The sequence below is a fragment of the Pseudoalteromonas sp. APC 3224 genome (assembly GCF_030407535.1).
In the GTDB taxonomy this organism is placed as follows: domain Bacteria; phylum Pseudomonadota; class Gammaproteobacteria; order Enterobacterales; family Alteromonadaceae; genus Pseudoalteromonas.
Genome location: NZ_JASDDF010000004.1, coordinates 106331 through 130888, shown reverse-complemented (window position 1 = coordinate 130888; position 24558 = coordinate 106331). Strand labels below are relative to the sequence as shown.

16 protein-coding genes and 1 pseudogene are annotated in these 24558 nt (G+C 38.2%); 15 read left to right on the top strand and 2 right to left on the bottom strand.

The window, feature by feature from the left end:
- The first annotated feature begins 54 nt into the window (after nucleotides 1-54).
- The 8 genes from QL989_RS03360 to QL989_RS03325 all read left to right on the top strand — a co-directional run bounded on the left by QL989_RS03360 (nucleotide 55) and on the right by QL989_RS03325 (nucleotide 12414).
- The gene (locus QL989_RS03360) at nucleotides 55-951 is read left to right on the top strand and encodes a hypothetical protein (protein ID WP_290168219.1); all 897 of its coding nucleotides are present in this window, start codon (nucleotides 55-57) and stop codon (nucleotides 949-951) included.
- A complete protein-coding gene (locus QL989_RS03355) occupies nucleotides 944-2239 on the top strand; it encodes a S41 family peptidase (protein ID WP_290168216.1) in 1296 nt (431 codons plus the stop codon). The genes QL989_RS03360 and QL989_RS03355 overlap by 8 nt, the downstream gene beginning before the upstream one ends.
- Nucleotides 2240-2308: 69 nt before the next feature.
- Nucleotides 2309-2836 (top strand): hypothetical protein, encoded by a 528-nt coding sequence (locus tag QL989_RS03350; RefSeq protein ID WP_290168214.1) that lies wholly within the window; start codon nucleotides 2309-2311, stop codon nucleotides 2834-2836.
- Nucleotides 2837-2957: 121 nt separating this feature from the next.
- Nucleotides 2958-3359: a hypothetical protein gene (locus QL989_RS03345; RefSeq protein WP_290168211.1), complete on the top strand. Its 402-nt coding sequence runs from the start codon at nucleotides 2958-2960 to the stop codon at nucleotides 3357-3359.
- Between the two features lie 138 nt (nucleotides 3360-3497).
- Nucleotides 3498-3884, top strand: coding sequence for a hypothetical protein (locus QL989_RS03340; RefSeq protein ID WP_290168208.1), 387 nt, complete (start codon nucleotides 3498-3500; stop codon nucleotides 3882-3884).
- Between the two features lie 727 nt (nucleotides 3885-4611).
- The gene (locus tag QL989_RS03335; RefSeq protein ID WP_290168206.1) at nucleotides 4612-6087 is read left to right on the top strand and encodes a fibronectin type III domain-containing protein; all 1476 of its coding nucleotides are present in this window, start codon (nucleotides 4612-4614) and stop codon (nucleotides 6085-6087) included.
- Nucleotides 6088-6191: 104 nt separating this feature from the next.
- Nucleotides 6192-10943: an RHS repeat-associated core domain-containing protein gene (locus QL989_RS03330; RefSeq protein WP_290168204.1), complete on the top strand. Its 4752-nt coding sequence runs from the start codon at nucleotides 6192-6194 to the stop codon at nucleotides 10941-10943.
- Nucleotides 10944-11409: 466 nt separating this feature from the next.
- Complete coding sequence (locus tag QL989_RS03325) at nucleotides 11410-12414, top strand: hypothetical protein (protein WP_290168201.1); 1005 nt, start codon at nucleotides 11410-11412, stop codon at nucleotides 12412-12414.
- Here the strand turns inward: QL989_RS03325 and QL989_RS03320 are convergent.
- Nucleotides 12371-13516, bottom strand: a pseudogene (locus tag QL989_RS03320) (IS3 family transposase). The gene QL989_RS03325 and the pseudogene QL989_RS03320 sit on opposite strands and share 44 nt — an antisense overlap.
- A 204-nt stretch (nucleotides 13517-13720) precedes the next feature.
- Between QL989_RS03320 and QL989_RS03315 the strand changes: the two are divergent.
- The gene (locus QL989_RS03315) at nucleotides 13721-13972 is read left to right on the top strand and encodes a hypothetical protein (protein WP_290168198.1); all 252 of its coding nucleotides are present in this window, start codon (nucleotides 13721-13723) and stop codon (nucleotides 13970-13972) included.
- Between the two features lie 147 nt (nucleotides 13973-14119).
- Here QL989_RS03315 and QL989_RS03310 read toward each other — a convergent pair whose 3' ends face one another.
- A complete protein-coding gene (locus QL989_RS03310; RefSeq protein ID WP_290168196.1) occupies nucleotides 14120-15781 on the bottom strand; it encodes a fibronectin type III domain-containing protein in 1662 nt (553 codons plus the stop codon).
- An 871-nt stretch (nucleotides 15782-16652) separates the two neighbouring features.
- Here QL989_RS03310 and QL989_RS03305 point away from each other — a divergent pair.
- The 6 genes from QL989_RS03305 to QL989_RS03280 all read left to right on the top strand — a co-directional run bounded on the left by QL989_RS03305 (nucleotide 16653) and on the right by QL989_RS03280 (nucleotide 24519).
- On the top strand, nucleotides 16653-17600 hold the full coding sequence (locus QL989_RS03305; RefSeq protein ID WP_290168269.1) for a kinase: 948 nt from the start codon (nucleotides 16653-16655) through the stop codon (nucleotides 17598-17600).
- A 133-nt stretch (nucleotides 17601-17733) separates the two neighbouring features.
- Nucleotides 17734-18366, top strand: a complete 633-nt coding sequence (upp, locus tag QL989_RS03300; protein WP_008466150.1) for a uracil phosphoribosyltransferase — start codon at nucleotides 17734-17736, stop codon at nucleotides 18364-18366.
- A 9-nt stretch (nucleotides 18367-18375) separates the two neighbouring features.
- Nucleotides 18376-19614 (top strand): uracil-xanthine permease family protein, encoded by a 1239-nt coding sequence (locus QL989_RS03295; RefSeq protein ID WP_010388985.1) that lies wholly within the window; start codon nucleotides 18376-18378, stop codon nucleotides 19612-19614.
- Nucleotides 19615-19762: 148 nt separating this feature from the next.
- Nucleotides 19763-21502 carry an HAD-IIB family hydrolase gene (locus tag QL989_RS03290; protein WP_290168190.1) on the top strand — a complete coding sequence of 580 codons (1740 nt, stop codon included), beginning with the start codon at nucleotides 19763-19765 and terminating at the stop codon, nucleotides 21500-21502.
- Nucleotides 21495-22715 (top strand): glycosyl transferase, encoded by a 1221-nt coding sequence (locus QL989_RS03285; protein WP_290168188.1) that lies wholly within the window; start codon nucleotides 21495-21497, stop codon nucleotides 22713-22715. Before QL989_RS03290 ends, QL989_RS03285 begins: the two co-directional genes overlap by 8 nt.
- Before the next feature lie 25 nt (nucleotides 22716-22740).
- On the top strand, nucleotides 22741-24519 hold the full coding sequence (locus QL989_RS03280) for an alpha-amylase family glycosyl hydrolase (protein ID WP_198522668.1): 1779 nt from the start codon (nucleotides 22741-22743) through the stop codon (nucleotides 24517-24519).
- Nucleotides 24520-24558: the final 39 nt, after the last annotated feature.

Genomic DNA, 24558 nt, shown 5'->3' with positions numbered 1-24558 from the left:
AACCAACTATTTTATTGCCTCTTAATGAGGCGTTAGGCATCAGAAGGAGCGAAGATGAAGTTTGAATTTGGAGATCTATATAAATTTATAGTATCTCTAGGTGTAGTGTTGATAACCCTATCTATTTTGGCTCCTTGGTTGTTTCTAAAGGAGCCTTTCGATCTATTCCGACCAGAGTCAGAGATAAACGCACTATCAGATGTGGCCAAGGCGGTAGTAATTAAAAGGCAGTATGCCGTTTCGTTTATCGTTAGCTTTATTCCATGGTTCTCCTCAATCGGTTCTATTGTGGGGATGATATTTATCTTCCTTGGCTTGAAAAACTGGAGGAAAAACCAGCTTCATCTTGATGAGCAAACAAGGCTCGATGTCGAAATAAAAAAGCAGTCACTTCGCGATGCAACCAAAGATGAAATAGAAGAAAAAGAAACATCAGAATATGAGAGTTTTCAGGTTGCAGAATCTGGAAGTTCTGAGTCTTACATTGTTAATTCATTTAGATCGCAATACTCAAAAGTGGAAGAGCTTGTCTACTGCAAGTTATCAAAGGTGTATGGTAATAAATTCGACGTTAGTCACAACAAAATGGTAGCGAACGTTGAATTGGATATATTGCTTCGTGGTAAGGCCCTGTTAACTAAAGACTATATAGTTGAAGTTAAATATATAAGAAAGGGGTTTAATTTCGGCTGGCTTCGAGAAGTATATTTAAAAAATATTTATGCAAAAAGTGTATATTCCCAGGTGACAAACAGGCTGCCTAATACACTTCTCCTCATTGTTATTGATTCAGAGGCTTATAATGAAGAAAAGTACAATCGATTAATAAATCGACTTACTGCAGAGTCTGAAGGTCGAAAGGGAAAAGACCTAGTTTGCATAATTACGAAACAAGAGCTTATGAGTATTGATGATAAAGCGCTTGAAGAAAGGTTGGCAATCTATGCCTAACAAACGCAAGCACGCGGAACAATTGTCCGATGTTGCGGGCGTTATAAGCCTAAAGGAGTACCGAGTGAGACTTTCCCTTTCAATTTTATTATCAATGATTTCTCTCTATTGTTTTGGCATTACTGATTTAGAGGTTGAAAGTTGGCAAGAGGATCTTGAGTTTTATTCACGAAATTTGTCTGAAAAACATATAGATCTTTACCATACGATTTCTAGGCAAAGCTTTAATGAAGAGGTAACGCAACTTAAAAGCTCTCTATCCTCCTTAACGAAAAATCAGTTATTAATTGAACTGATGAGGTTAACTCACAAAATAGGTGATGGGCATACATCATTTCCTTTGTGGGGAGCTAATTTAAAAAGTTTTCCTATTCAATTAAAGGTGTTCAAGGGTGAGCTTTATGTAATTAAAACTACCAAGGATTTTAAGCACCTCCTTGGTGCAAAACTTGAGAAAATTAACGACATGAATGCAGAAGAAATCTACCGTTTATTTTCTCAACTAACACCATTTTCTGAAAACAAATACTCAACACAAGTAAGAGCAGCACAATATATCCCAAAAGCCGAGTTACTTAATGGGCTGGGAGTTATCAACGATACATTTCAAGCTCGATTCACATTCACAATAGGTAAAGAACTAATTGAACAGCAATTAGAACCATCTCACTCAAATGAGTACACAGCCGAACTCACCTATCTAAACAATTCCATATTTTCGATTGAGGAAAAACTTAACGAGAATCTTTGGTTTGGGTCGTTAAACGATAAGAAAGTGATCTATTTTAAATTTCGCCGTTATACATCAATCTCAAAAATGAAATCACTGGGCGAAGATTTATTATCCTTCATTAATAAAAACAAATCTAAAAAGTTAATAATTGACCTTAGAGACAATTATGGTGGGGACTTTTTTGTAGGTTTAAAATTGACTCAACTACTCGTACTGGCTGACAGTATAGATTGGAAGTCAGGTGTTTATGTTCTTATTGATAATACAACTTTCTCAGCAGCAATGAGTAATGCTGCTCAGTTTTCACAATTATTGAATGCAAAATTAGTTGGTGAACCTACTGGTGCCAAACCTTCAGGTTACCAAGATATGGGGCAATTTATTTTACCTAACTCTAACCTAGAGGTAACATACTCAAAGCGCATGTATCACTTTACTCGTGATAATAAAGATGCGTTATACCCAAATGTTCATATCAAAGTATCAATTGATGACTATATTTCAAAAAATGACCCTCAATTAAAATGGATATTAAATGATATAGGCTTGCATTAAACGGCTTGTAACAAGGCGCTCAAGCAAGGACTCAGCAAAGCTTGGCGTTAGCATTACTAAGGAACTATTGTGAAAACTAGACTTTTACCAATTGCTTTTTTATTTATATCAAATCTTGCCTTTGCTGATTGTGAAATTGCCCTGCAAAAAAGGTTAAAAGAAGATCTAAATCTAACCTATCAGCAATTTGATCAAACATATGATGCTGGATTTAGACTACTAGAAAAGTCAGGTTGCCATGGCGAAGCAGCCATTTTAATTAAGAGATTTATCGAACATAATAATTCAAAAGAAAGTTCATTAACATGGCATTTAGCGCAAATGGAAGGGTTAGCGGGTAATTATCAACAAGCGATTGTTCATGCAAAAAAAGTTTTGAATCCAAATGAAGACTTAAGCGAGTTCCCAATGTATTGGAATGATTTCATTTTAGGGAATATCGCTTTTTGGTCTAAAGATAAAGCAATGCTAAAAAAGCACATGGCTAATATTGAAAAAGGATTAAGTTTTAAACCAAATCAGATTAACTTTAATTACCTTAATAATCTACTTACAAACTTTAATTCAAGCTACTTGCAAGCATTATCGGAAGCGTAATGCTAACAAATGCTTAAATCAAAGGACGCAAAATAGCAGGCTTGCGCTCCTTCGTCGTTAATTTTAGTCTGCTATTTTGCGCCGGTTAAGCTTGGCGTTATAAGTCATTAGGAGAGAATTTATGTTGAAACGGATGTCTTTGATATTGCTGGTTTGTACATTCGGTGCCCATTCAGATGAAGAGGTACTTTCTATTGATAGAGTTGTACCTAATAGTTTTAATTTAGCCTTTCCAAATGAATCAAACATTCAGCCAGAGCAGAGTGATTTTAGTGTAAATAATTTTGTATTAATGAGTAATGATTCTGGTGAGCGTTGGGCGGTAGTAACTTTGACTAATATGGCATCAGGTCGACGAAGTCTAACTAATAAACACCTAATGGCTATCGTTGCAGATGGGCAACGAATTGCACCATTGGAGTTTTTACAATCATTCAAAGCAGATGAGACACTATCGCTAACTATCAACTTTGGTGAAAGTAAGTTTCCTTTGCTATCAATCTATTCAAGGTCTGGCAAATAACAAAACCATCAATGCACTCGCAGGCTCGTTGGATATCAAAACTATACGGCGATTGAGTTTGGTGCTCTGCATAATTTAACCAAATTGCTGTTACGTTTTTGTGCCCTATATGTGGGTTTATGTGTACAAGGAGGCAAAGTGAATATCAGACATATTTTATTACTCGTTATCATCTTATTTATATCTGGTTGTACTACGTCAGGCCAGCTTTATTATGTTGATATTAAAGGTAATGAGAAACTTGGTTGTGATGTAGAATTTATAGGTATGCCAAGTATTGATAAATTTGCTGTTGAATATGCTTTAAGCCTTTGCGCTAAAAGCATTGTTAAAAAAGGCGGTGTGATCCAGGAAGAACACCTTTTAATGATTGATACAGCTATTCCCTTAGCTCCATGTGAAAAGGCTTGGAGTCACGAATTAGCTAAGCAACGATATCAGGCTAAAAAGTTAACTAAGAAAGAGTTTGGCTATATTGTTGCAAATATAGATTTAGGTTTAGCAACAGTCAACAACTGCAAATAACAGGCGCCTTAAGCACTAAAAACAAAAGCAGGCATCTATCTTAGGTTATGTACTTTCAATGCTTTAAGACAGTATAAACAGCAATCAGCGTGTTAACACATCGACAATATCCATCTTCCTTTACTTGAGCGAGTCAGCATTAGCCTTGATAAGTTGCAAAAATTGACCACACAATTTCATGGTGCAGTCAGTAGACCTTCATCACATGAAAGCTATTGTGAAAACCTTAGATGTAAAAGACTAACAGACATGAGTAACTGAGAAAAATTACTCGAATAAAACCCAACCAAATAAGTCTGTACTTTAACTGCATAAAGCAGTAATTTTCATGCATTCAATTTTAGTTTGAAAATGATTATTTAGTTACTTAGAGCTGAAACTAGCTTTTATATAGTGATGAGAAGGAACAATTTTATCCAGCAGTAAAAATAAGGGCAATCGCATATTCAATTGCAACTTATAATATATGTAGAAAGAATACAACATTTACCTCATTCTTAACGCTGTTGGGTTACAAGCCATATTCTTTAATAGTTGATACTTTATATGAATAAGTAGGCTTTAACAATTAACTAGTTCTAATATAGGTATATATTAGTATTTATATAAATAAGATATATGGTAATATCTTCAGCCAATTTTACAGGGAGATTAGGTAATTGTGTTTTTATTAAGGAAGATTTTAATCCTTGTTGCGTTTTTTAGCTTTAGCGCGCAAGGAAGTGACATGGTCGTTAAACAGTTTGAGTGGAAACCTTCAGTCGTTCTAGTAGGCCAGCCAACAACTTTTTACTGGAACATCGAAAATGCTAAGTCATGTTTTGGCAATAATAAGCCACGTACATCAAGTGGTAATAACGGAAGACATGTTTACACATACGCTCAAAGTAAAATTACAAGTTGGTCATGTACCGATTCGCGCGGGAATACAACCAACTTAACGGCCTCATTAACCGTAGAAGAAACCCCTAGTACTCCAAGAAAACCCTCTATTTCTTTAGTTAGCGGTAAAGTTAATGTATCGTGGAGTAAAGTAAGTAGTGCTTACAAATATAAAGTTTACTACCGATTAGACTCTAATTCATGGCGTTATTATACCTCATCAGTAGGATCTAGCTTACTAACTAATCTGACAAGCTCAGGTACTTATCAGGTTAGAATATCAGCTTGTACCGTTAATAATCACTGTTCAGGTTATTCTTCAATTAGTTCTATTCAGATTTCACCGCCAACAATGCAAGTAAAGCAATTCGAGTGGAAGCCAGCCGTAATAACGGTGGGTGAGACCTCGACATTTTATTGGGATGTTGAGAATGCTGAATCATGCTACGGCAATAATAAAACATGGCCAATTAAAGGGAATAACGGTGTACATAGATTCCTGGCAGAAGAAGCAAAAATTACTGAATGGTTTTGTAAAGACAAATACGGGAATCGATTACCAACAAATTCGAATGCATTTCTTAACGCTAGGCTTAATGTTGTTCCTGTAAATAAAAGTGATTCGCCTGCTTGTTTGAATATTCCAAGTGTTACTCCTGTAAATACACCAATTAACATTTCATGGTGTGGCACTGTAAAACAGGGAGTCACTAAATTTGAGCTTTTTGGTGAGCTAGATGGTTTGCTCTTTAGTAGTGCACCTAATAATATTCCTATTAATTCACTAGGTCAGTACAAAGTAACTAGACCTCGTTTAGCTGCCGGAAGAGAGTATTGTTATAAAGTTAGAGCTTCCTACAGTGATGGAAGTAAAGGGGCTTTTTCTGATACAGCTTGTACTGTAGTGGGAGAAAAAGTGTTTGATGCACCAAATGCGTTTACAATTTCTCGTCAAAACAGTGATTACGCCCTCGAATGGAGTAGTGTTGTTGGTGCGAGCCACTACGTGCTTGAGCAAAGAACAGCTATTCAATCTGGAGGGTGGGAAATTTTTCAGTGTGGTACCCGTAATATTCTACATACAAGATGTAATACTCAGCTGGCTAGCAGTGACTTCGTACCTGAGCTAGGTGATAAAGCTATCTTTAGAGTTTCTGCGTGTAACTCTCAGAATATATGTGGCGACTTTAAACGAGCCAGTATAGCTTATGTGCAATTACCAGATGACTCAGATGGTAAAAAACAAATTATATTTATACATACGGATTTACAAGGATCGCCAGTGGTTTCGACATATTTAAATGGAGTTGTAAAGCAATGAATAAATTAAAACGTAGTTTTTTTTCCAAACAAGCCTTTGCATTCTTATGTTGCTTTATTGTAATTAACGTGTCTTATGCCACTAATACAACCGCCTCCAAGAAAATGGATTATATTACAGTACCGGATATTAACGGAAAATTTGCTCAAGACTCCACCTTGTTTGGAGAAGAGTTAAACCATTATTCTGGTGTTGTAACCTTTAAACGTAATGATGTCAAAATAAGTAGGTTAGGAAATCTGGATTTCACATATTCTATGTCATACCAAACTAACTTTCCTGAATTACCTGGTTGGCTAGAAGAAGTCCCCAGAATAGAGATTAGTTATGGTGAGGCTTATTCTGGCGGTACGACAACTGTATTTAGGCCACCAAGCTGGGCTAATGGAACTTCTTGTTCAGGTAAACAAGAACCTCTTAAGCCAATTCCGGGACGTTCAGGGGGGTATTTCGATATCCCTGATTCATTCTTCTCAACACCTAAATTAATTATTCCTAATCAAGTAAATGATCTTCTTTTATTGAATGATAAAGCCGGTAGTAACAGTACAGATCGTTATATAACTAATAGCGGTTGGTCTATTTCGTGCTATACCAATAGTGTTTCGGGTAATGAAGGCTTTATCGCCAAAGCACCGAATGGGAATAAATACTATTTCGATGTTCTTGCTAATATCGGAGGTATTTTACAGCGCCCTATTCAAGGAAGTAGTACAGACAATATACGACTAGGTGAAGCTAGCGAAGCCTACACAGCTGATACATGGTCGCAATTTCATGCAAACAAGATAAAGGAAGCTATGTTTGTTAGCAAAATTGAGGACAAATATGGTAACTGGATCAAATTTGAATATGACCCCAAACTGTATAAATTTCATTATAGCTCTTTAGAGCACTACAAATCTAACCAGTTATCAAAAGTTATCACCAGTGATAACCAGGTTATTTCAGTTGACTTTGTTGGAAATATAAAAAAAGTAACCTTCAATGGTCGTCAGTGGCAGTATTATAATGAACCGGATAAGTTTATTGTTGAGTTACCAACTAAGCAAAAATGGCAATATGAACTAGATTGGTTGGATGGAAGTATGCCGGATGCAGAAGGGGGCCCTCCACATTGTTATCTTGATTACGGAAGAACTTCAATGACTATAAATATAGTTCATCCAACGGGTGCCACGGGTCGCTTTCTATTTGATTTAACTCGAATCGATAGTGCGAATCAATACCTAGGTGGTAGTATTTGTCGTTCAGCTTTTTCCTTACGAGAAAAAGAAATTTCTTATGATGTAAACACTTCATATAATTGGCGTTATGACTATTCGAGCAATGAAGGACAAAAAAAAGGAGAGCTTGTTGCTGACAAACATAGACTGAAAGGAACTGTACCTGAAGATGTAGATCGCTATCTTAATAAAACTCTTACTATTACATTGCCAGATAATAGTTCGATTAAAGAATATATTAACAGGGATGCTCGCTCACCGTTTTTTGGTCGTATAAATGCTACTGAGTACTATGATAATAATTCAATTCTTTTAAGGGAAACAAAAAATAGCTACCAAGTAGCAAATGATATTGGAAGTAAAATAATAATTAGAGGCAGTTTTTACGTAAAAACTTCCCCTGTAAATATAACAGCCGAACTTATAACTGACAGTACAAATCGAGATAAGTACGAAACAAGATACAGTGATTTTAATTTTTTTGGAATTGCTCAACTAACTCATGAAAAATACAGTAACGCCAATAACTCTATGATTAGGGAGAAGTATACTCGTAATACCTACATCAACGATTATGATAATTGGGTGTTAAATTTGCCACAAAAAATTTATATTAGTGATAGTGAATTAACGGACGAAAATCTTAACTTCTTTATTCCTGTTGTGGAGACGGAATATGCGCAATTCAATAGTAGCAATCAATTGTTACCCGCCAAGCGCTACAGTGAAGGGTTACTTGTTGATACGTATAGAAGTTATCACGCGGATGGAAATCTTAAAAAAGTAGAGTTGAATGCACCACTAACATCGGGCGAAGGTAATCGTACTATTGAATATAGTGATTATTATCGTGGCACGGCAAGAACGACTAAAGTAAAATCCAGGTTAAGTGCAAAAGAGCTGCAAATAACGAAAGAAGTTGATGATAACGGCTGGGTTACCTCAGTCACAGACTTAAATGGCACAACTACGGGTTATGCTTACGATCTTTTAGGACGAATAAAATCTGTTGACATAACAGATGACGTAAATAGAAGTTGGTATGACACCCTTTACTCTTGGAATGACAACACAAATACACGAACTATACTAAAGTGTAAACTAGATAGTTCACGAAAATCGTGTTCTGGCGAAACCGCATTTAAAACGACAGAATATTATGATAATTTATTACGTCTTACGAAAATAAAGCACCAAGATATGCTTAATAGCAGTGCTTTGAGTAGCACCCGTTACCAAAATTTCGAATATGATTATTTAAATAATCCGACTTTTACATCACACGTCAGTGCCAACTCAGATGAAGACAAAGGAAGTTGGGCCAACTATGATGACCTAAGTCGTATAATATCAACCATAACAAGCGGCGTTGGCACTGTTAATCATGATTACCTTTCTAATAATCGCATAAGAGTGACTGATGCTAAAGGGAATACAACAACCACGACTTATCAGGCATTTGGTTTTCCTAATTATTCGCGTCCAGTCAAAATAGAGTCACCAGAGGGAGTAACTACATCATTAGATATTGATGTTTTTGGTCTTACTCATTCTATACAGCAAACAGGCCCTAATAAATCAGGTACCTTAACCACCATTACTGAACGTCGTTATTACGACAGTAATAAACGGTTATGTTTGATTACTCGCCCTGATGTGGGAAATAGCGTTTATAAATACAGCGCATTAGGTGAGCTGGTATGGAGCAAAACTGGCGTTACCAATACCGAGTGTACCAACTCAGCGCCAAGTCAGAGTATATTTTATACTTATGATAATTTAGGTAGTCTAAAACTAGTTAACTACCCAGATACCTCAGGCGATGTGAGTTATGAACGTGATAACAACGGTAACGTTAAAACCTTAACAGCAGGTAATGTAATCCACCGTTATGAGTACAATAACCAAAATCTACTCGAAGAAGAGCAGCTGTTTGTTGGCGATGAACTCCCACTCATGTTGAATTATACCTATAACGGCTTACAACACAAAAACCAAATAGGGTACCCAGACGGCACTGTGATTCGCCTAAAACCGAATGGCTTTGGGGCACCAACAGAAGCACAAGTGTATAAAAATGGAAACGTTGACTTAAGCTTTGCCAAAAATGCGCATTATTACCCTAATGGTATGTTGAGCTCTTTTACCTATGGCAATGGTATAACGCATAAAACCACATTACATGTAGATAGCTTGTTACCTAAGCAGCTAAAAGATACAGGACCCAGTGACAGTAATCTACCTAGTACGGTTATGTCATTGACTTATGACTACGATAGCAATTCAAATGTTACCTCAATCATTGATGGTCAAAACAGCGCATACAGCTTAACTTCACTAGGTTATGATGGCCTCGACCGGTTAACCAGTACAACAGGTGGTGCAGGCATCGGGTCAAGTACTTTACGCTATGATGGCTTTGGTAATATCACTTACTATAAAAATAAGGGTAAAACACTTAACTATACGTATAACTACGCTAAAAATCGTTTATCTAAAGTAACAGGCGTAAGCGGGCGTTATGGCTCCATTAGGTATGATGACCGCGGAAATATAAAATATAATGGCGCATATAGTTTAGATTTTAATGCGGCCAACCAACTTATCACAGCAAAAGGTAATAGTTACCTCTACGATGGCCATAACCGCCGAGTAAAACAAACTGATGGCAATGGCACCAGTTATTCAATGTATAGCCAAGGTGGTACCTTATTATATAGAGAAAAAGGAAACACCATAACAGGCAGCGGTACTAACTATATTTACTTAGGTAAAAAACTGATTGCCAAGTACGGTAACGTTTCAACGCAAAGTGTAGATAAAAGCCGTCAACACAGTCGTCCATTTGGTGAATCGATAGAAGCCCCCAAAGATGATGTGGGTTACACAGGGCATAAATTCGATACTGATTTAGGGTTGAGTTATATGCAGGCACGATACTATGATCCAGTTATCGGGCGTTTCTACTCTAATGATCCTGTTGGGTATACTGCTGCTAACCCAGTCATGTCATTTAACCGATATATGTATGTAAACAATAACCCATATAAATATAAAGATCCTGATGGTGAATTTATACAATTTGCTATTGGTGCTGCTGTTGGGTTTGCAAGTGAGGTAATAACCCAAGTAGCTTCAGGTGGAAGTGTAAGTGATTGGGGAGAGGTAGCCATGCAAACTGGTATTGGCGCTATCTCAGGTGGAACAGGCGGTGCGGCGGGTAAGTTAGCGAGTAAAGCTATCGGCGCATTAACAAAACCAGCGTCGGCAATGGGGAATGGTGCTTCAAAGGTTGCTACTGAAGGTATAAGTGGTGCCGTATCAGGTGCTGTTACGGGAGCAACAGGAAGCTCATTAACACAATTATCTCAAACGGGTAGTATAGATGGTGGGCAAGTTCTGGAAGCTGCTGGTAAAGGTGCCGCTCTCGGTGCTGTGTCAGGTGGAACTAGCGGACAATTTCAAGCAAATGCTACTCAAAAGACTCTTGGGAATTCTCGTGCGCAAACTATGTTCACGAATACTCAGCCGGGAGCTACTGCTGGTAACGTTGCAGGTAACTCTGTTAATGCTGTATCCTCAGTTGCAGATAATGTCGCTTCAGAATGCCTGAAGCAAGGAGGGTGTTAATGGGACCAAGTAATAAAAAGTTGCTATTTCAGTATTTACTGTTATTCCCCATATACAATGTAGTGGGAATTGCTGTTGGCAGCTATGTTCTCTATTTGCTTTTCGGTTGGGAGAAAAGCTACGCAATAGCATTTTTTAAAGTTGGATCGGTTTTCTTAGTTTTGCTGTTCTATGTATTGAATATAAGAACTTTAATAACTGCAATATCAGGAACGTTCAGCTCAAAGAAATCACTTTGAATCCAAAGCCTCGCACTCGCGGGGCTTTGTTGTTTCTGGCTTTGGTGGCTTTTAGTTTCGTGAAGTATAAGTTAAATTTGGCAACGGTTAAATGTAAGTAAAATATAAAGATTACTTTGAGAAAAATTGGAAAGGCTAGATTACATCAACTGGGTTGAAAATGTTCTGTATAGGCTTGTTTCGTATGAGCATTTCTTTGAGTTAATTAGTGGTAAAGGCGGCACTTTTTGGGCAATGACACAGAACTCTGTTGGAGAGTCTGTCTAACTTGGTGTCATATCTTTGGAAATAGAGCTGATGATTTACATTTTTCATCATTCTTTAATGAGGAGGCTGTTAAAGAATGCGGCCATGAATTTTCATTTGAAAATGTTAAATCCAGATTGTTATCTTTGATCAATATGGACAATGAGCAATACTTAGAGTTTTGGCAAGAGGTCAAAGCGTGTAGACACCAGTGTGTCGCACACAAGGTAGTTGGAGCTAGTGTCAAATTTCCTCATACCGATTTATGTCGGATTCAAGCTGAGGAATTGCGCAGTATTATTTCGGAGTATGTAACTCAGGCGGTAGTGAATAACCTTGGACCAGAGTGGAATAAGTGGCAAAAATATTATCAAAATCAGAATAATATGAATGAAGCATTAAAGGAAAATTGTTCTCGCTTAGTTGAAGCTTCGTGTATGAAAACGGACCTTCTTAAATTAACTAATGAAATATCTACGCCATTTGATAATTCTGTTTTGGTAAGGTTTGATGACGAGTATAAAAATCTATTTTTTCTAGACAAGGAAGATGAATTGCAAAATGAGGTGATTCCGCTCGAAAAAATAGTTGGTCATGATCAAGGTTATGGCGAGTTAACTTGGAAGCAAAATTTACTTAATTTGAAGAGAATTAAAAGCCGGCTTAATCAACTCATTGAAAACCCTCATTATTATTTGAATAACATTGCTGGCGATAAGCCTAGCTACATTAAGGTCAATGATAAATTCTTTATTTCATGTGGGAAACATCGGAGCACAATAGCGAGATATTTTGCTTACTTCAATCCTGAACTCTTTCCTTCTGGTCCCCAAATTTCTGGCGCTAAAGTAACAGTAAAGTACTTAGATGAAGAATTTAATAATTCTGTAAGAGAGCTTAAGAGTCTACTTTCCGAAGATAGGTTGGACTTCCCAGCTTGCACTAGACAGTTTCTAACTCAGAAAAATACGCTTCCTCAAACTTAGCAGGTGAAACACCGCCTGTATGCGAGTGACGTTTTTTCGGATTGTAAAACATTTCTATAAAATTAAATATCTCTGCTTTCGCATCATTTCGTGTTGAGTAAATCTTCCTTTTAATTATTCGCTTTTTAATCGTTGCAAAAAAGCTTTCAGCAACTGCATTATCGTGACAATTCCCAGCTCGACTCATTGAGGGTACAAAGTTATGTTCTTTCATAAAGGCTAAGTAATCAGCGCTACCATACTGGCTTCCTTGATCACTATGTACCATTACGTCAGCTTTGGGTTGGCGTTGATAAACTGCCATGAGCAATGCTTTAATTACTAAGTGCTTGTCTATGCTTTTATCCATCGACCAGCCAACGATGCGCCTAGAGAATAAATCCATGACAGTTGCTACATACAAGAAGCCTTCATAGGTTCTCACATAAGTAATATCACTTACCCAAGTTTGATTCGGCGCAGTAGGATTAAACTGACGAGCTAGCAAGTTATCTGCAATGCGTGATGTTTTACCGCCTTTAATATGGCGACGTTTATAACCTATCTGCGCTTAGAGTTTATGTTGGCGCATGATCTTAGCGACACGATTAACACTACATTGCTCACCAGCTTCACATAAATCTGCGTGTATCCAAGGACTACCGTAAGTGCCACCACTGACAACGTAAAACTCTTTAATAATCTTAAGCAAACGATTATCTTCGATTGCTCTGTCACTCAATGGCTCTTTAACCACGCATAAAAGCCACTGCGGTGTAGCTTAAATAGTTTACACATCGCAACTATAAAAACTCATTTTGATGCTCACGAATAAAAGCGTACTTTACTCGGGGTTGCTGGCAAAGTACCTTGCGGCCTTTTTTAGAATGTCGCGTTCCTCCGTGACACGTTTTAACTCGGCCTCAAGTTTGGCGATCCTTAGCTGTTCATCAGATGATTTGGTTTGTTTGGGTTTCTCTGATAACTGGCTTCGCCAGTGATATAACGTTTTGGTACAAATATCTAATCGTTCTGATACTTCAGTAACTGAATAACCACGTTCAGTTATTTGTTTAACTGCTTCTATTTTAAATTCTTGGGTATACCGTTTGCCTTTGCTCATAAAACACCTCTAATTAGAAGTTACAATGTAACTCATTAGGTGTCTTGCAAACTGTGGGAAGTCCAAAGGTAAGAACCTTAACACGCTTGATTATTTGCACGCTTTGTTCAAGTTTGAAGACATCCATAGTGATTTATTGAATGGGCTGAGTGTGTTATTTAACCCAAAATTTGTCATTAAAGATGATAAACTTTTTTTAAAGAAATGTTTAACGAAGATAAATATGCTGATTTTCTTTTTGAGGGGCGTGATGATAAAGAAATTCAATATTGGATGAACTTATTTGAATTAACGTCTATTTTTGAAGGCATGGAAGTTAACGAGGCAAAGAAGTTAGGAGGTTCTATTGTGGAAGTTTGGAATGATAGAATTGCTAACCAATATTCAGAAATGAATGTTAGCGCTTCTTTAATACATGATGATAGTACGGATGAAGTATTTATCACTATACAGTAGCCTGCTTTATAAATAACTATTTAATCCTAAAGCCCCGCAAGGGGCTTTATTTTTGGCTGCTTTTAAAGCCAAAGGGATTGAACGATTGCCTTGTACCCTGCTGACTGTAGTGGTAATCAAACTAGTACAATTAAAGCAGGTTTATTTTTACTTTAACTCTAATGTGTAATGTTTGCCGCGAGTAGTTTGGTCGCTTGTACCTTGTGACATTACAGCCATACCATCTATACCTCTTACTCTGCGTACGTAACTATAATCACCTTGCAACGTATCAACTAAATTGTAGTCAGTGTTGTACAGCTCGAGGTTACCACTCAAATAACCAGTTGAATTGCTAATACCCGCTACGATGTAAAGTTTTTCACCTTTTTTAAGGTACGCACCTGCCGAGTAATTATGGCCAACTTGTGTTATTTTCTTAACCCCCTCACCTCTAATCCATTCAGACAGCCAGCGAGTTCCTGTTGTTGGGTCTGCACTATCCGACTCGGTAAATAAAACACGTTGGGTTCCAGCCACAGCAATCATGTCTTTTAAGTATATAAACTTACCGTTTGAATCATAAACTATACGGCCCGAGTCATCGTTTAAATCTAAAATAGAGTAATCAGCTTTAGACCATAAACCGCTGTGATTTTCAGTGCACATAAAATTTAAGTTTACACGTGTGTCAGGACTTGCGTTTAGTAATGTGTTGCTAGCCACACACAACATGTCGCGATTTGAGTCATAGTAACTAAGCGTGTATTGCGCTAAATCACTAAGTCTTTGCTCGCTGCCGTTAACCTTACTGTATGTGCGCCTGTAATTTTTACCATTTATAACTTCATATTTAGTGTAAATTAAGTGCTTACCCCACCCTGTGTAGTGTATTTGTGGGTAAGCTTCGTAATTTACCTGTTGTGAATTGCAACCATCCACACACTCAAAATTCAGGCTGTAAGGTGTTTTACTTTTTAATATCACACCGCTTTGAAACTTATGTGCTAGTCCACGACTAGCAATTCTCACCTCAATGTAGCCGTGTGGTAAAATGCTTATCACAGCATTGGTGTGCGGGTCGTCCCAATTATTTATAGTGTGCACTAAAACTTCTTGGGTACCTTTCGAAACGTAAACGTAAAAATTATCGTCTTGAGTGTTGTCTGTACGCACACTAAATAAATCACCACCAGCATAAACGGCAACAGGTATATGTTTATGTGTATAAGTGCCAAACGCACCGCTGTACTTAGGTGTACCATTATAATATTGTGGCCTTTCCCACCAGCTAGAATATTTTCCAGTCCACGTCGAGTGCATTGATGGAGGTGAAATTTGGATAGAACTAATTGAAGAATAATCCGAACAGTGATTATTAACGGTACAAGCCGAGATTCTTACCTGATAAGTACCTGAGCTTGTCAGATTAGTTAGTAAGCTAGATCCTACTGATGAGGTATAATAATGCCATGAATTAGAGTCTAATCGGTAGTAAACTTTGTATTTGTAAGCACCATTGACTTTACTCCAAGACACATTAACTTTACCGCTAACTAGAGAAATAGAGGGTTTTCTTGGAGTACTAGGGGTTTCTTCTACGGTTAATGAGGCCGTTAAGTTGGTTGTATTCCCGCGGGAATCGGTACATGACCAACTTGTAACTTTACTTTGAGCGTATGTGTAAACATGTCTTCCGTTATTACCACTTGATGTACGTGGCTTATTATTGCCAAAACATGACTTAGCATTTTCGATGTTCCAGTAAAAAGTTGTTGGCTGGCCTACTAGAACGACTGAAGGTTTCCACTCAAACTGTTTAACGACCATGTCACTTCCTTGCGCGCTAAAGCTAAAAAACGCAACAAGGATTAAAATCTTCCTTAATAAAAACACAATTACCTAACCTTCCTGTTAATTTAGTAATAGACATTACCACATACCCCATTTATATGTACACCAACACGTTCCTATATTTAAGCCGGTAAATTGTTTAGTATTTAAATAAAGAAACAATACAAGAGGTATCTGGCCGCTCAGCTTCTGTAAGTAACAATTAGTCTGCAAGGTTTTATAACGGCGTTGTTTCTTAGTATGTTTCTTTTATATTTATCATCTACACTCTGAGAAACATTCATTTTCATTGTTTTTATTACCACGGACAAAATGCGTAAATTGCTAAGCGGGGAGAGTTGAACTTGATGACAGACTTGAAGCAGTATCGCCTCCAATAATGGGATGTCGAACACGGCTCGATGCCAATATTATAAGACGATAATTGAGTAATGCTTTAATCTATCTAATCTTAGGGTGATACATTTATTACCTTACGATTAAACGCAAAAAAGTTAGGGCACACTTTTTGCCAGAACAATAGAAAACAGTGCCATCGTTATTCATGGCTGACTCACCTGTAAACTGTTTTTACAGTAATTAGTTTTGCAGATAAACTGACTCCAATTTGGAGTATCCATCTTATCACCTACCTTTAATTTTGTAATTTTAATAGTTTCAAATTATGTTTTAGGCATTTATGAATAATGCATAGGCTTTGCCATAGCAATTGCAAAAAAAACGACAGGTTAGTTTGGTTATTAACACAGTATTTCATGTTGCGCGCGAAGGGCGTTTTTATTAAGACCTTTTATTTAAAACACTGTCTAATGTTAAACTAACTAAAATTTAGCAACCTAATATGGCTATGTCTTTTTATCTTCCATTACTTACCCCGTATTTTGAGCGTGTAGCCATTGGCAAAACCCTAACCTCGCTTTGGAGTGGCTGTGGTCAAATTGTGAAGTGCCAACTTGATGAGCAAGCCTGTGTGATTAAAGCGATTAAAGTACCCGATCATATTAATCACCCTAAAATTAAGCAAAGCAACTTTGCACTGAATAGAAAGCGTGACTCTTACCACGTTGAATATACGTTTTATCAGCAATTTAGCCATAAGCTGCCCAAGCAAGCTGCAGCTATTGAATGCATTAAAGCAATCAACAAGGGCGATGAGTTTGCCTTGGTGTTTAAAGATTTTTCAAAGCAGGGGTACAGCCAAGCAACCACCGAAAATATAAAAGCCATATTAAAGTGGTTGGCACATTTTCATGCCTTTCATTTAAATACAGAGTTTGATGGTTTATGGGCGCAAGGAAGCTATTGGCATTTGGGTACACGCCCTGATGAATTTAATAACTTACCTGAAAAGTCCAATATTAAACAGGCTGCATTTCTGTTAAACGGCGCATTAAAGCAGTGTGATTATAAAACGTTAATTCATGGTGATGCCAAGCTTGCTAACTTTGCCGCTAATAGCCAAGGGCATATTCTCGGTTACGATTTTCAATATGTGGGTGCGGGTGTTGGGGTGATTGATGTAATGTATTTTATAACCAGTTGTATGGATGATTCTGAGCTTCATAAACACGCACAGAGCTACCTCGACTATTACTTTAGCCAATTGAAGCATGCTCTGAGTGACTATCAACCACACATTAATGCTGATGATGTTGTTACACAATGGGCTCATTTATGGCCAGTGGCATGGGCAGACTTTTATCGGTTTTTACTTGGGTGGAGCCCAGAACACAAAAAGGTTAACAGCTACATGCGCGCTCAGGTAAATAATTGGTTAGCGAGTAACAACTCATAAACACAAAAATCTTTATAGTTGTGGCTAAATTAAATATTTTGGCACGAACTATGAAATCAAGACTAAAATTAACAGTCAAACGGCCTGTTTTAATATAAAATATGTCAAATTTTTTATCACTAGGTTTATTACTATGGCTATTCACGTTATTTCTCATCCCCTTGTTCAACATAAGTTAGGTTTAATGCGCGCGCATGGAATTAGCACGAAAAGTTTTCGTGAGTTGTGTTCAGAAGTGGGCACATTATTAACTTACGAAGCCACTAAAAACCTAGAATTAGAAGATAACGAAATTACAGGCTGGGACGGTAATAAACTTAAAGTTGAGCACATTAAGGGTAAAAAAATTACCGTGGTGCCAATTTTACGTGCGGGCCTTGGTATGATGGACGGCGTAATGTCGTTACTCCCAGCGGCTAAAGTGAGTGTAGTGGGTTTAGAGCGTAATGAAGAAACTCTTGAGCCAGTTCCCTACTTTGAAAAACTAGTGGGTAATATTGATGAGCGTTTAAGCTTAGTGATTGACCCAATGCTGGCTACTGGTGGTTCTATGATCGCCACCATTGATATGCTTAAAAAAGCGGGCTGTAAAGAAATTAAAGTAATCGTACTGGTTGCTGCACCTGAGGGCGTTGAAAAAACATTAGCCGCTCACCCTGATATTGAGATTTTTACTGCCTCAGTTGATAGCCATTTAAATGAAAAAGGTTACATCATCCCAGGGCTTGGCGATGCAGGTGACAAAATTTTCGGTACGGTTTACTAAGGTTTAGCAGTGCAAAATAATTCTACATTTTCTATAAAAACCATTCTAACCGGTGCCCAAATGCTATTTGTTGCATTTGGTGCATTGGTACTAGTGCCTATTTTAACCGGCCTAGATCCTAGCGTAGCCTTGTTTACCGCTGGTTTAGGTACTTTGTTGTTTCAGTTTGTGACTAAAGGCCAAGTGCCTATTTTTTTAGCTTCGTCATTTGCGTTTATTGCACCCATTATTGCCTCAGTACAAATGTGGGGTATACCCGCCACTATGGGTGGTTTAATGGCGGCGGGCTTTACTTATATGCTATTAAGTTTATTGGTGAAGTTTAAAGGTACAAAAACCTTACATAAAATTTTGCCGCCAATTGTGGTAGGCCCAGTGATTATGGTAATTGGTCTAGCGCTTGCGCCTGCGGCGGTTAATATGGCCATGGGTAAAAGTGGCGATGGTGGCACACAAATTATTGCCTACGACAGCGCTATTATTATCTCTATGTTCTCATTGCTCGTTACTTTAGTGTTTGCCGTGTGGGGTAAAGGGGTATTTAAATTAATACCTATTTTAGCCGGTGTTGTTGCCGGTTACACGCTATCGTTATTTATGGGGATAGTGCAATTTGAAGCCGTAAGTAATGCACAGTGGTTAGCTGTGCCAAACTTTGTGTTACCAGAGTTTAAATGGCAAGCCATATTATTTATGGTGCCGGTGGCAATTGCGCCTGCTATTGAACACATTGGCGATATGATGGCAATTAGCCAAGTTACAAAAAAAGACTATTTGAAAAAACCAGGACTACATCGCACCTTATTTGGTGATGGTTTAGCCACGTCTGCCGCATCCTTATTTGGCGGCCCACCTAATACCACTTACTCAGAGGTAACTGGTGCGGTAATGCTTACTAAAAACTTTAACCCTAAAGTAATGATGTGGACTGCCATTATCGCAATTTGCTTAGCATTTGTTGCTAAAATGGGCGCTAGTTTGCAAACCATTCCGGTGCCAGTAATGGGCGGAATAATGATTTTATTATTTGGCTCTATTGCGGTTATTGGTTTAAACACCTTAGTTAAATCGGGCGATGACTTAAGTGAACCGCGCAATTTAAGTATTGTGGCACTTATTTTAATTTGTGGTATTGGTGGTATGTACATAGGTAGTAGTGAGTTCAGCCTAGAAGGTGTGAGCTTGTGTGCTATTTTAGGCATAGTATTAAACTTAGTATTACCCAAAGCACAGAGCGACCAGAGTTAAGTTTGCACTGTGGCTAAAAATATTGCACCAAAAAAGCGCATTTTAAATGCGCTTTTTTTTTAACCTACTAAAAAGTAACAATAAATAATATTGGTCTAGTAACTGCATTTCCTTAGTCATACCCTATAGTTGACTCAGGGATTGTTATATGGAGACCAAGAGTGTGGATATAAATGCTTTTTTAGTAAAACACCAACTGCCGTTGAAATATCAGTATATTAGCGAGCAGTATTTTTCTGCTATTGCGCAGGACATTCTAACCAGTAAAAAAACAGCCCCTATATTTGTCGCAATTAATGGCTGCCAAGGCTCAGGAAAAACCACACTTGGTGATTATTTAGTAACTTGGTTTAGCCAAAATACCCACCTAAACTGTGTTGCGCTTTCTATTGATGACTTTTATTTATCAACTCAAAAACGCCAACAGTTAGCCCAAGATGTGCATTGTTTATTCGCCACCCGAGGCGTACCGGGTACACACGATGTTGCGTTAATGGATAACACGATTAGTCGTTTATTAAATGCAGAAGTAAATGTACCGCTGCCGCGTTTTGATAAGCAACAAGATGAACCTGTAGCAAAAAACAAATGGTTAACTAATAGTCAGCCGATCGATGTTGTTATTTTAGAAGGGTGGTGTGTAGCCAGTGAACCACAGCAGCCTTTTACTTTAGTTGAGCCTATTAACGAGCTAGAAAAATCATACGATCAACAAGGGTTATGGCGTCGCTGTATTAACAGCTGTTTAGCCAATGAATATAAAACCGTTTTTGATAAAATCGATTACACAATTATGCTCAAAGCCCCGAGTTTTGATGATGTGTTTGCGTGGCGCCAAGAGCAAGAACACAAGTTAATTGCCAAACAAGGGCAGGGCGCAGGCACTATGACTGATGAGCAGTTATTGTGGTTTATTTCTCATTTTGAGCGTATTACCCGTGAAAACCTCAACACTCTTAGTGCTAAAGCAAATGCACTTATAGAGCTCGATAGTAATCGAGATGTAACTGCGATGGTGCTTACAAGCGATAGTATTGTACAACCTATCATTTTTACCGATTTAGATGGCACATTACTCAATCACAGAGATTACAACACCGATGCGGTAGATACCTTATTACAAGAGCTGCAATACAGCGGTGTACCTGTGGTATTTAATACCAGCAAAACATTTAGTGAAGTAGTTGCACTGCAACAAGCGCTTAATATTACACAGCCTTTCATTGTTGAAAATGGCTCGGCTGTTTATATTCCTAAAAATTATTTTAATCTCAGGCCAATTGGCTGCAGCGAATACCAAGGCTACTGGTGTTACTCGTTTGCTGCACCCATTAGCAATTTATGGACTGATTTAAAACGCTTAAAAAAAGACTACGGCGACCAATATAGTTTGTTTAGTGAGCTGACCAGTGAGCAGGTAATGAAAATGACAGGATTAAACCAGCTACAAGCAACGCAAGCACAAACCCGTCAATACTCAGATCCGCTCTGCTGGCATGGCGATGAGCAGCAACTAAATGAATTTATCAATGCGATATCAGTATATGGCTACGAGGTTAAAGTAGGCGGGCGCTTTGTTCACATTGGAAAAAATACCGATAAAAGCATGGCTCAGCAATGGTTAGTGCAGCAGTTTAATACGCAGTTTACTAAAGCGCTGAGCATTATTGCGCTAGGGGATAGTGAAAACGATAAGCAAATGCTAGAAGAGGCTGATATCGCCATCATCATTACCAATCCAGAGAGTAAAAAGCCAGTTAAATTAACCTATAACAAAGCGCGCTATTCTCAATTGCCGGCACCACTAGGCTGGGTTGAAGAAATTACAGCACTACCTTGTATTAACAGTATTTTACCCAGTTCTGAGGAGTATAGTTTACATGGCTGATTTTTATCAAAATGGCATTATTACAACACTACATAACATTGCTAATAGACCCGTAGACGATTTAGAAAAAGAGTTGCTTGGCTTTAGTAAACAGCGACCAATGGGGCTTATATTGCCTTCATTATTTAGTGAGTTAGAAGGCCCTGCTTTACAAAACATTGTCAAAGAGCTGCAACAAGTACCGTATTTATCGCAAATAACTATAGGCTTAGACAGAGCCGACGAAAGCCAGTATCGCTATGCATTGAACTTTTTTAAATCGCTTGATCAAAACCATAAAGTGTTGTGGAACGATGGCCCACGTTTGCAGGCGCTCGATAAAGAGCTTCAAGCTTTAGGTGTGGCGCCACGCGAGCTCGGTAAAGGCCGTAATGTGTGGTATTGCATGGGCTATAAACTCGCTACCGCGGAGGTTGAGTCAATAGCACTACATGATTGCGATATTTTAACTTATGACCGAGGCTTATTAGCGCGATTAATTTATCCCGTTGCACATCCTCGATTTAACTATGAATTTTGTAAAGGCTTTTACCCGCGTACTGCCAATGGAAAAATAAATGGTCGAGTATCGCGTTTACTGGTTACTCCGTTATTACGCTCGTTTAAAACCATATTAGGCAGCAGAGACTACCTTGAGTATATGGACTCGTTTCGTTACCCATTAGCCGGTGAATTTTCGTTTAGACGCGATGTATTAAACGATATTCGTATTCCTAGTGACTGGGGATTAGAAATTGGCGTATTAAGCGAGATGTACCGTAATTACTCCCATAACCGCTTATGCCAAGTTGATATTGCCGATAACTACGATCATAAACACCAAGAGTTATCGCTGGACGACCAAACTGCTGGCCTTTCTAAAATGTCGATTGATATAACCAAAGCGTTATTTAGAAAGCTAGCGACTCAGGGGGTTACCTTTACCAGCGAAACCATACGTTCATTAAAAGCGACATATTACCGCATTGGTTTAGACTTTATTGAAACCTATCATAATGATGCGTTAATGAACGGCTTAACACTTGATATTCATCAGGAAGAAAAAGCGGTAGAAATGTTTGCACAAAATATTATGAATGCAGGCCAACACTTTTTAGAAAACCCAATGGAAGCGCCATTTGTGCCGAGTTGGAACCGTGTAGCTTCGGCGATGCCCGATGTACTAGAGCGTTTAAAAGAAGCCGTTGAGCTTGATAACGAACAATACAGTTAAATTGGTATACTTAAACGAGGCGCCTGTGGACATAGTTAGGGAACAGTTTTTTCAACGAGTCGAACAACATTTACATACTATTTATCAAGGGGTTGAGTTACCTATGCCGGTAGCTGAGTTGGCTGAAGAATTAATCACCTTGATATTGAGTAATAACCCACTTCGAGATCCTACGCCGCACACTAATCGCTGGGATGAACAAGATATTATTTTAATTGCCTATGGCGATTCTATTATAAATCATGAAGACAGTGAGTTAGCAGTTGGAACTCCCCTAGAGGCGCCGTTAAAAACCTTGCATCGCTTTATAAAAGAGCAGTGCGATCACCAGCTTAATGCACTGCATATTTTACCTTTTTATCCGTACAGCTCAGATGAAGGATTTGCGGTAATGAACTATGCGCAAGTTAATGAAGCGCTGGGCGATTGGCAAGATATTAACGCGATTGCCAACGATGTAAAGTTAATGGCTGATTTAGTGATTAATCATTGTTCTAGCCGAAGCCTTTGGTTTGAAAACTTTTTAACCGATACACACCCAGGGAAAGACTATTTTAAAACAGCCAGTTTAACTGACGATTTAAGCCAAGTAGTGCGCCCACGAACTTCGCCATTATTACATACGGTCGCCACAGCAAGCGGTGATAAGCATGTATGGTGTACATTTAGTCATGATCAAGTGGATTTTAATTTTGAAAACCCTGAGGTTTTAAAAGAGTTTGTTGGCATTATTCGCCACTATTTAGATAACGGTATTCGCTTGTTTCGCCTTGATGCTGTGGCCTTTTTATGGAAACAACTTAATACCAGTTGTATAAACTTGCCACAAACTCATGAAGTGGTGCGTTTACTGCGAACGCTGATTGAGCATGCTGAGCCCAGTGTAGTGATTATTACCGAAACCAATATTCCTAATCAAGAAAATCTATCTTACTTTGGTAATGCCAACGAAGCCCATGCAATTTATAACTTTGCTTTGCCGCCGTTGTTATTGCACACTTTACTTAGTGGTGATAGTACCGCACTTAAGCACTGGATGATGAGCATGCCGCCAGCGCAAAACGGTACCGCATATTTTAATTTTATAGCCTCTCATGATGGCATTGGTTTGAGGCCAATTGAAGGCTTATTACAACCGAGTGAAGTTGCTTCGTTAGTAAGCACGACCATGCAATTTGGGGGACGTGTTTCAATGCGCACCAGTCACGATGGCACGCATACCCCTTATGAGCTAAATATTGCCTTGTTTGATGCCTTACAAGGTACGCATAATGGCGCAGATAAATATGGCCTTGAGCGCTTTTTGTGTGCCCATGCCATTATGTTTGCAATGGAAGGAATACCGGGGCTATACATACATAGTTTACTTGGCACAACTAATGACTATGAGCGCTTTGAAAATTCGCAGCATAATCGCGCAATTAATCGTCATCGCTGGCAAGAGTCAAAATTATTAGCGGCTATTGAAGAAAAATACAGCCACCATCACCAGGTGTTCAAGGGAATAAAACAGTTATTATCAGTGCGTAAAAGGCAAGCTGCATTCCATCCTAATGCCACACAATTTACTTTGCACTTAGGAGAGGGGTTATTTGGTTTTTGGCGACAAAGTATAGACCGCCAACAAAGTATTTTTTGTGTTTATAATATTAGCAGTCAGCCACAAAGCTTAACCTTAGCCGACTTAAACTTAATAAATACCCAGCAATGGGTTGAGCTAATTTCTAAAACAACACTTGATGAATCCCAACAAACCATGCTGTTAGCACCCTATCAAACGCTTTGGTTATCCAATAAGGCATAGGGACATTTATTATGGTAGGCAAAATGCGTTCAGAGTTTT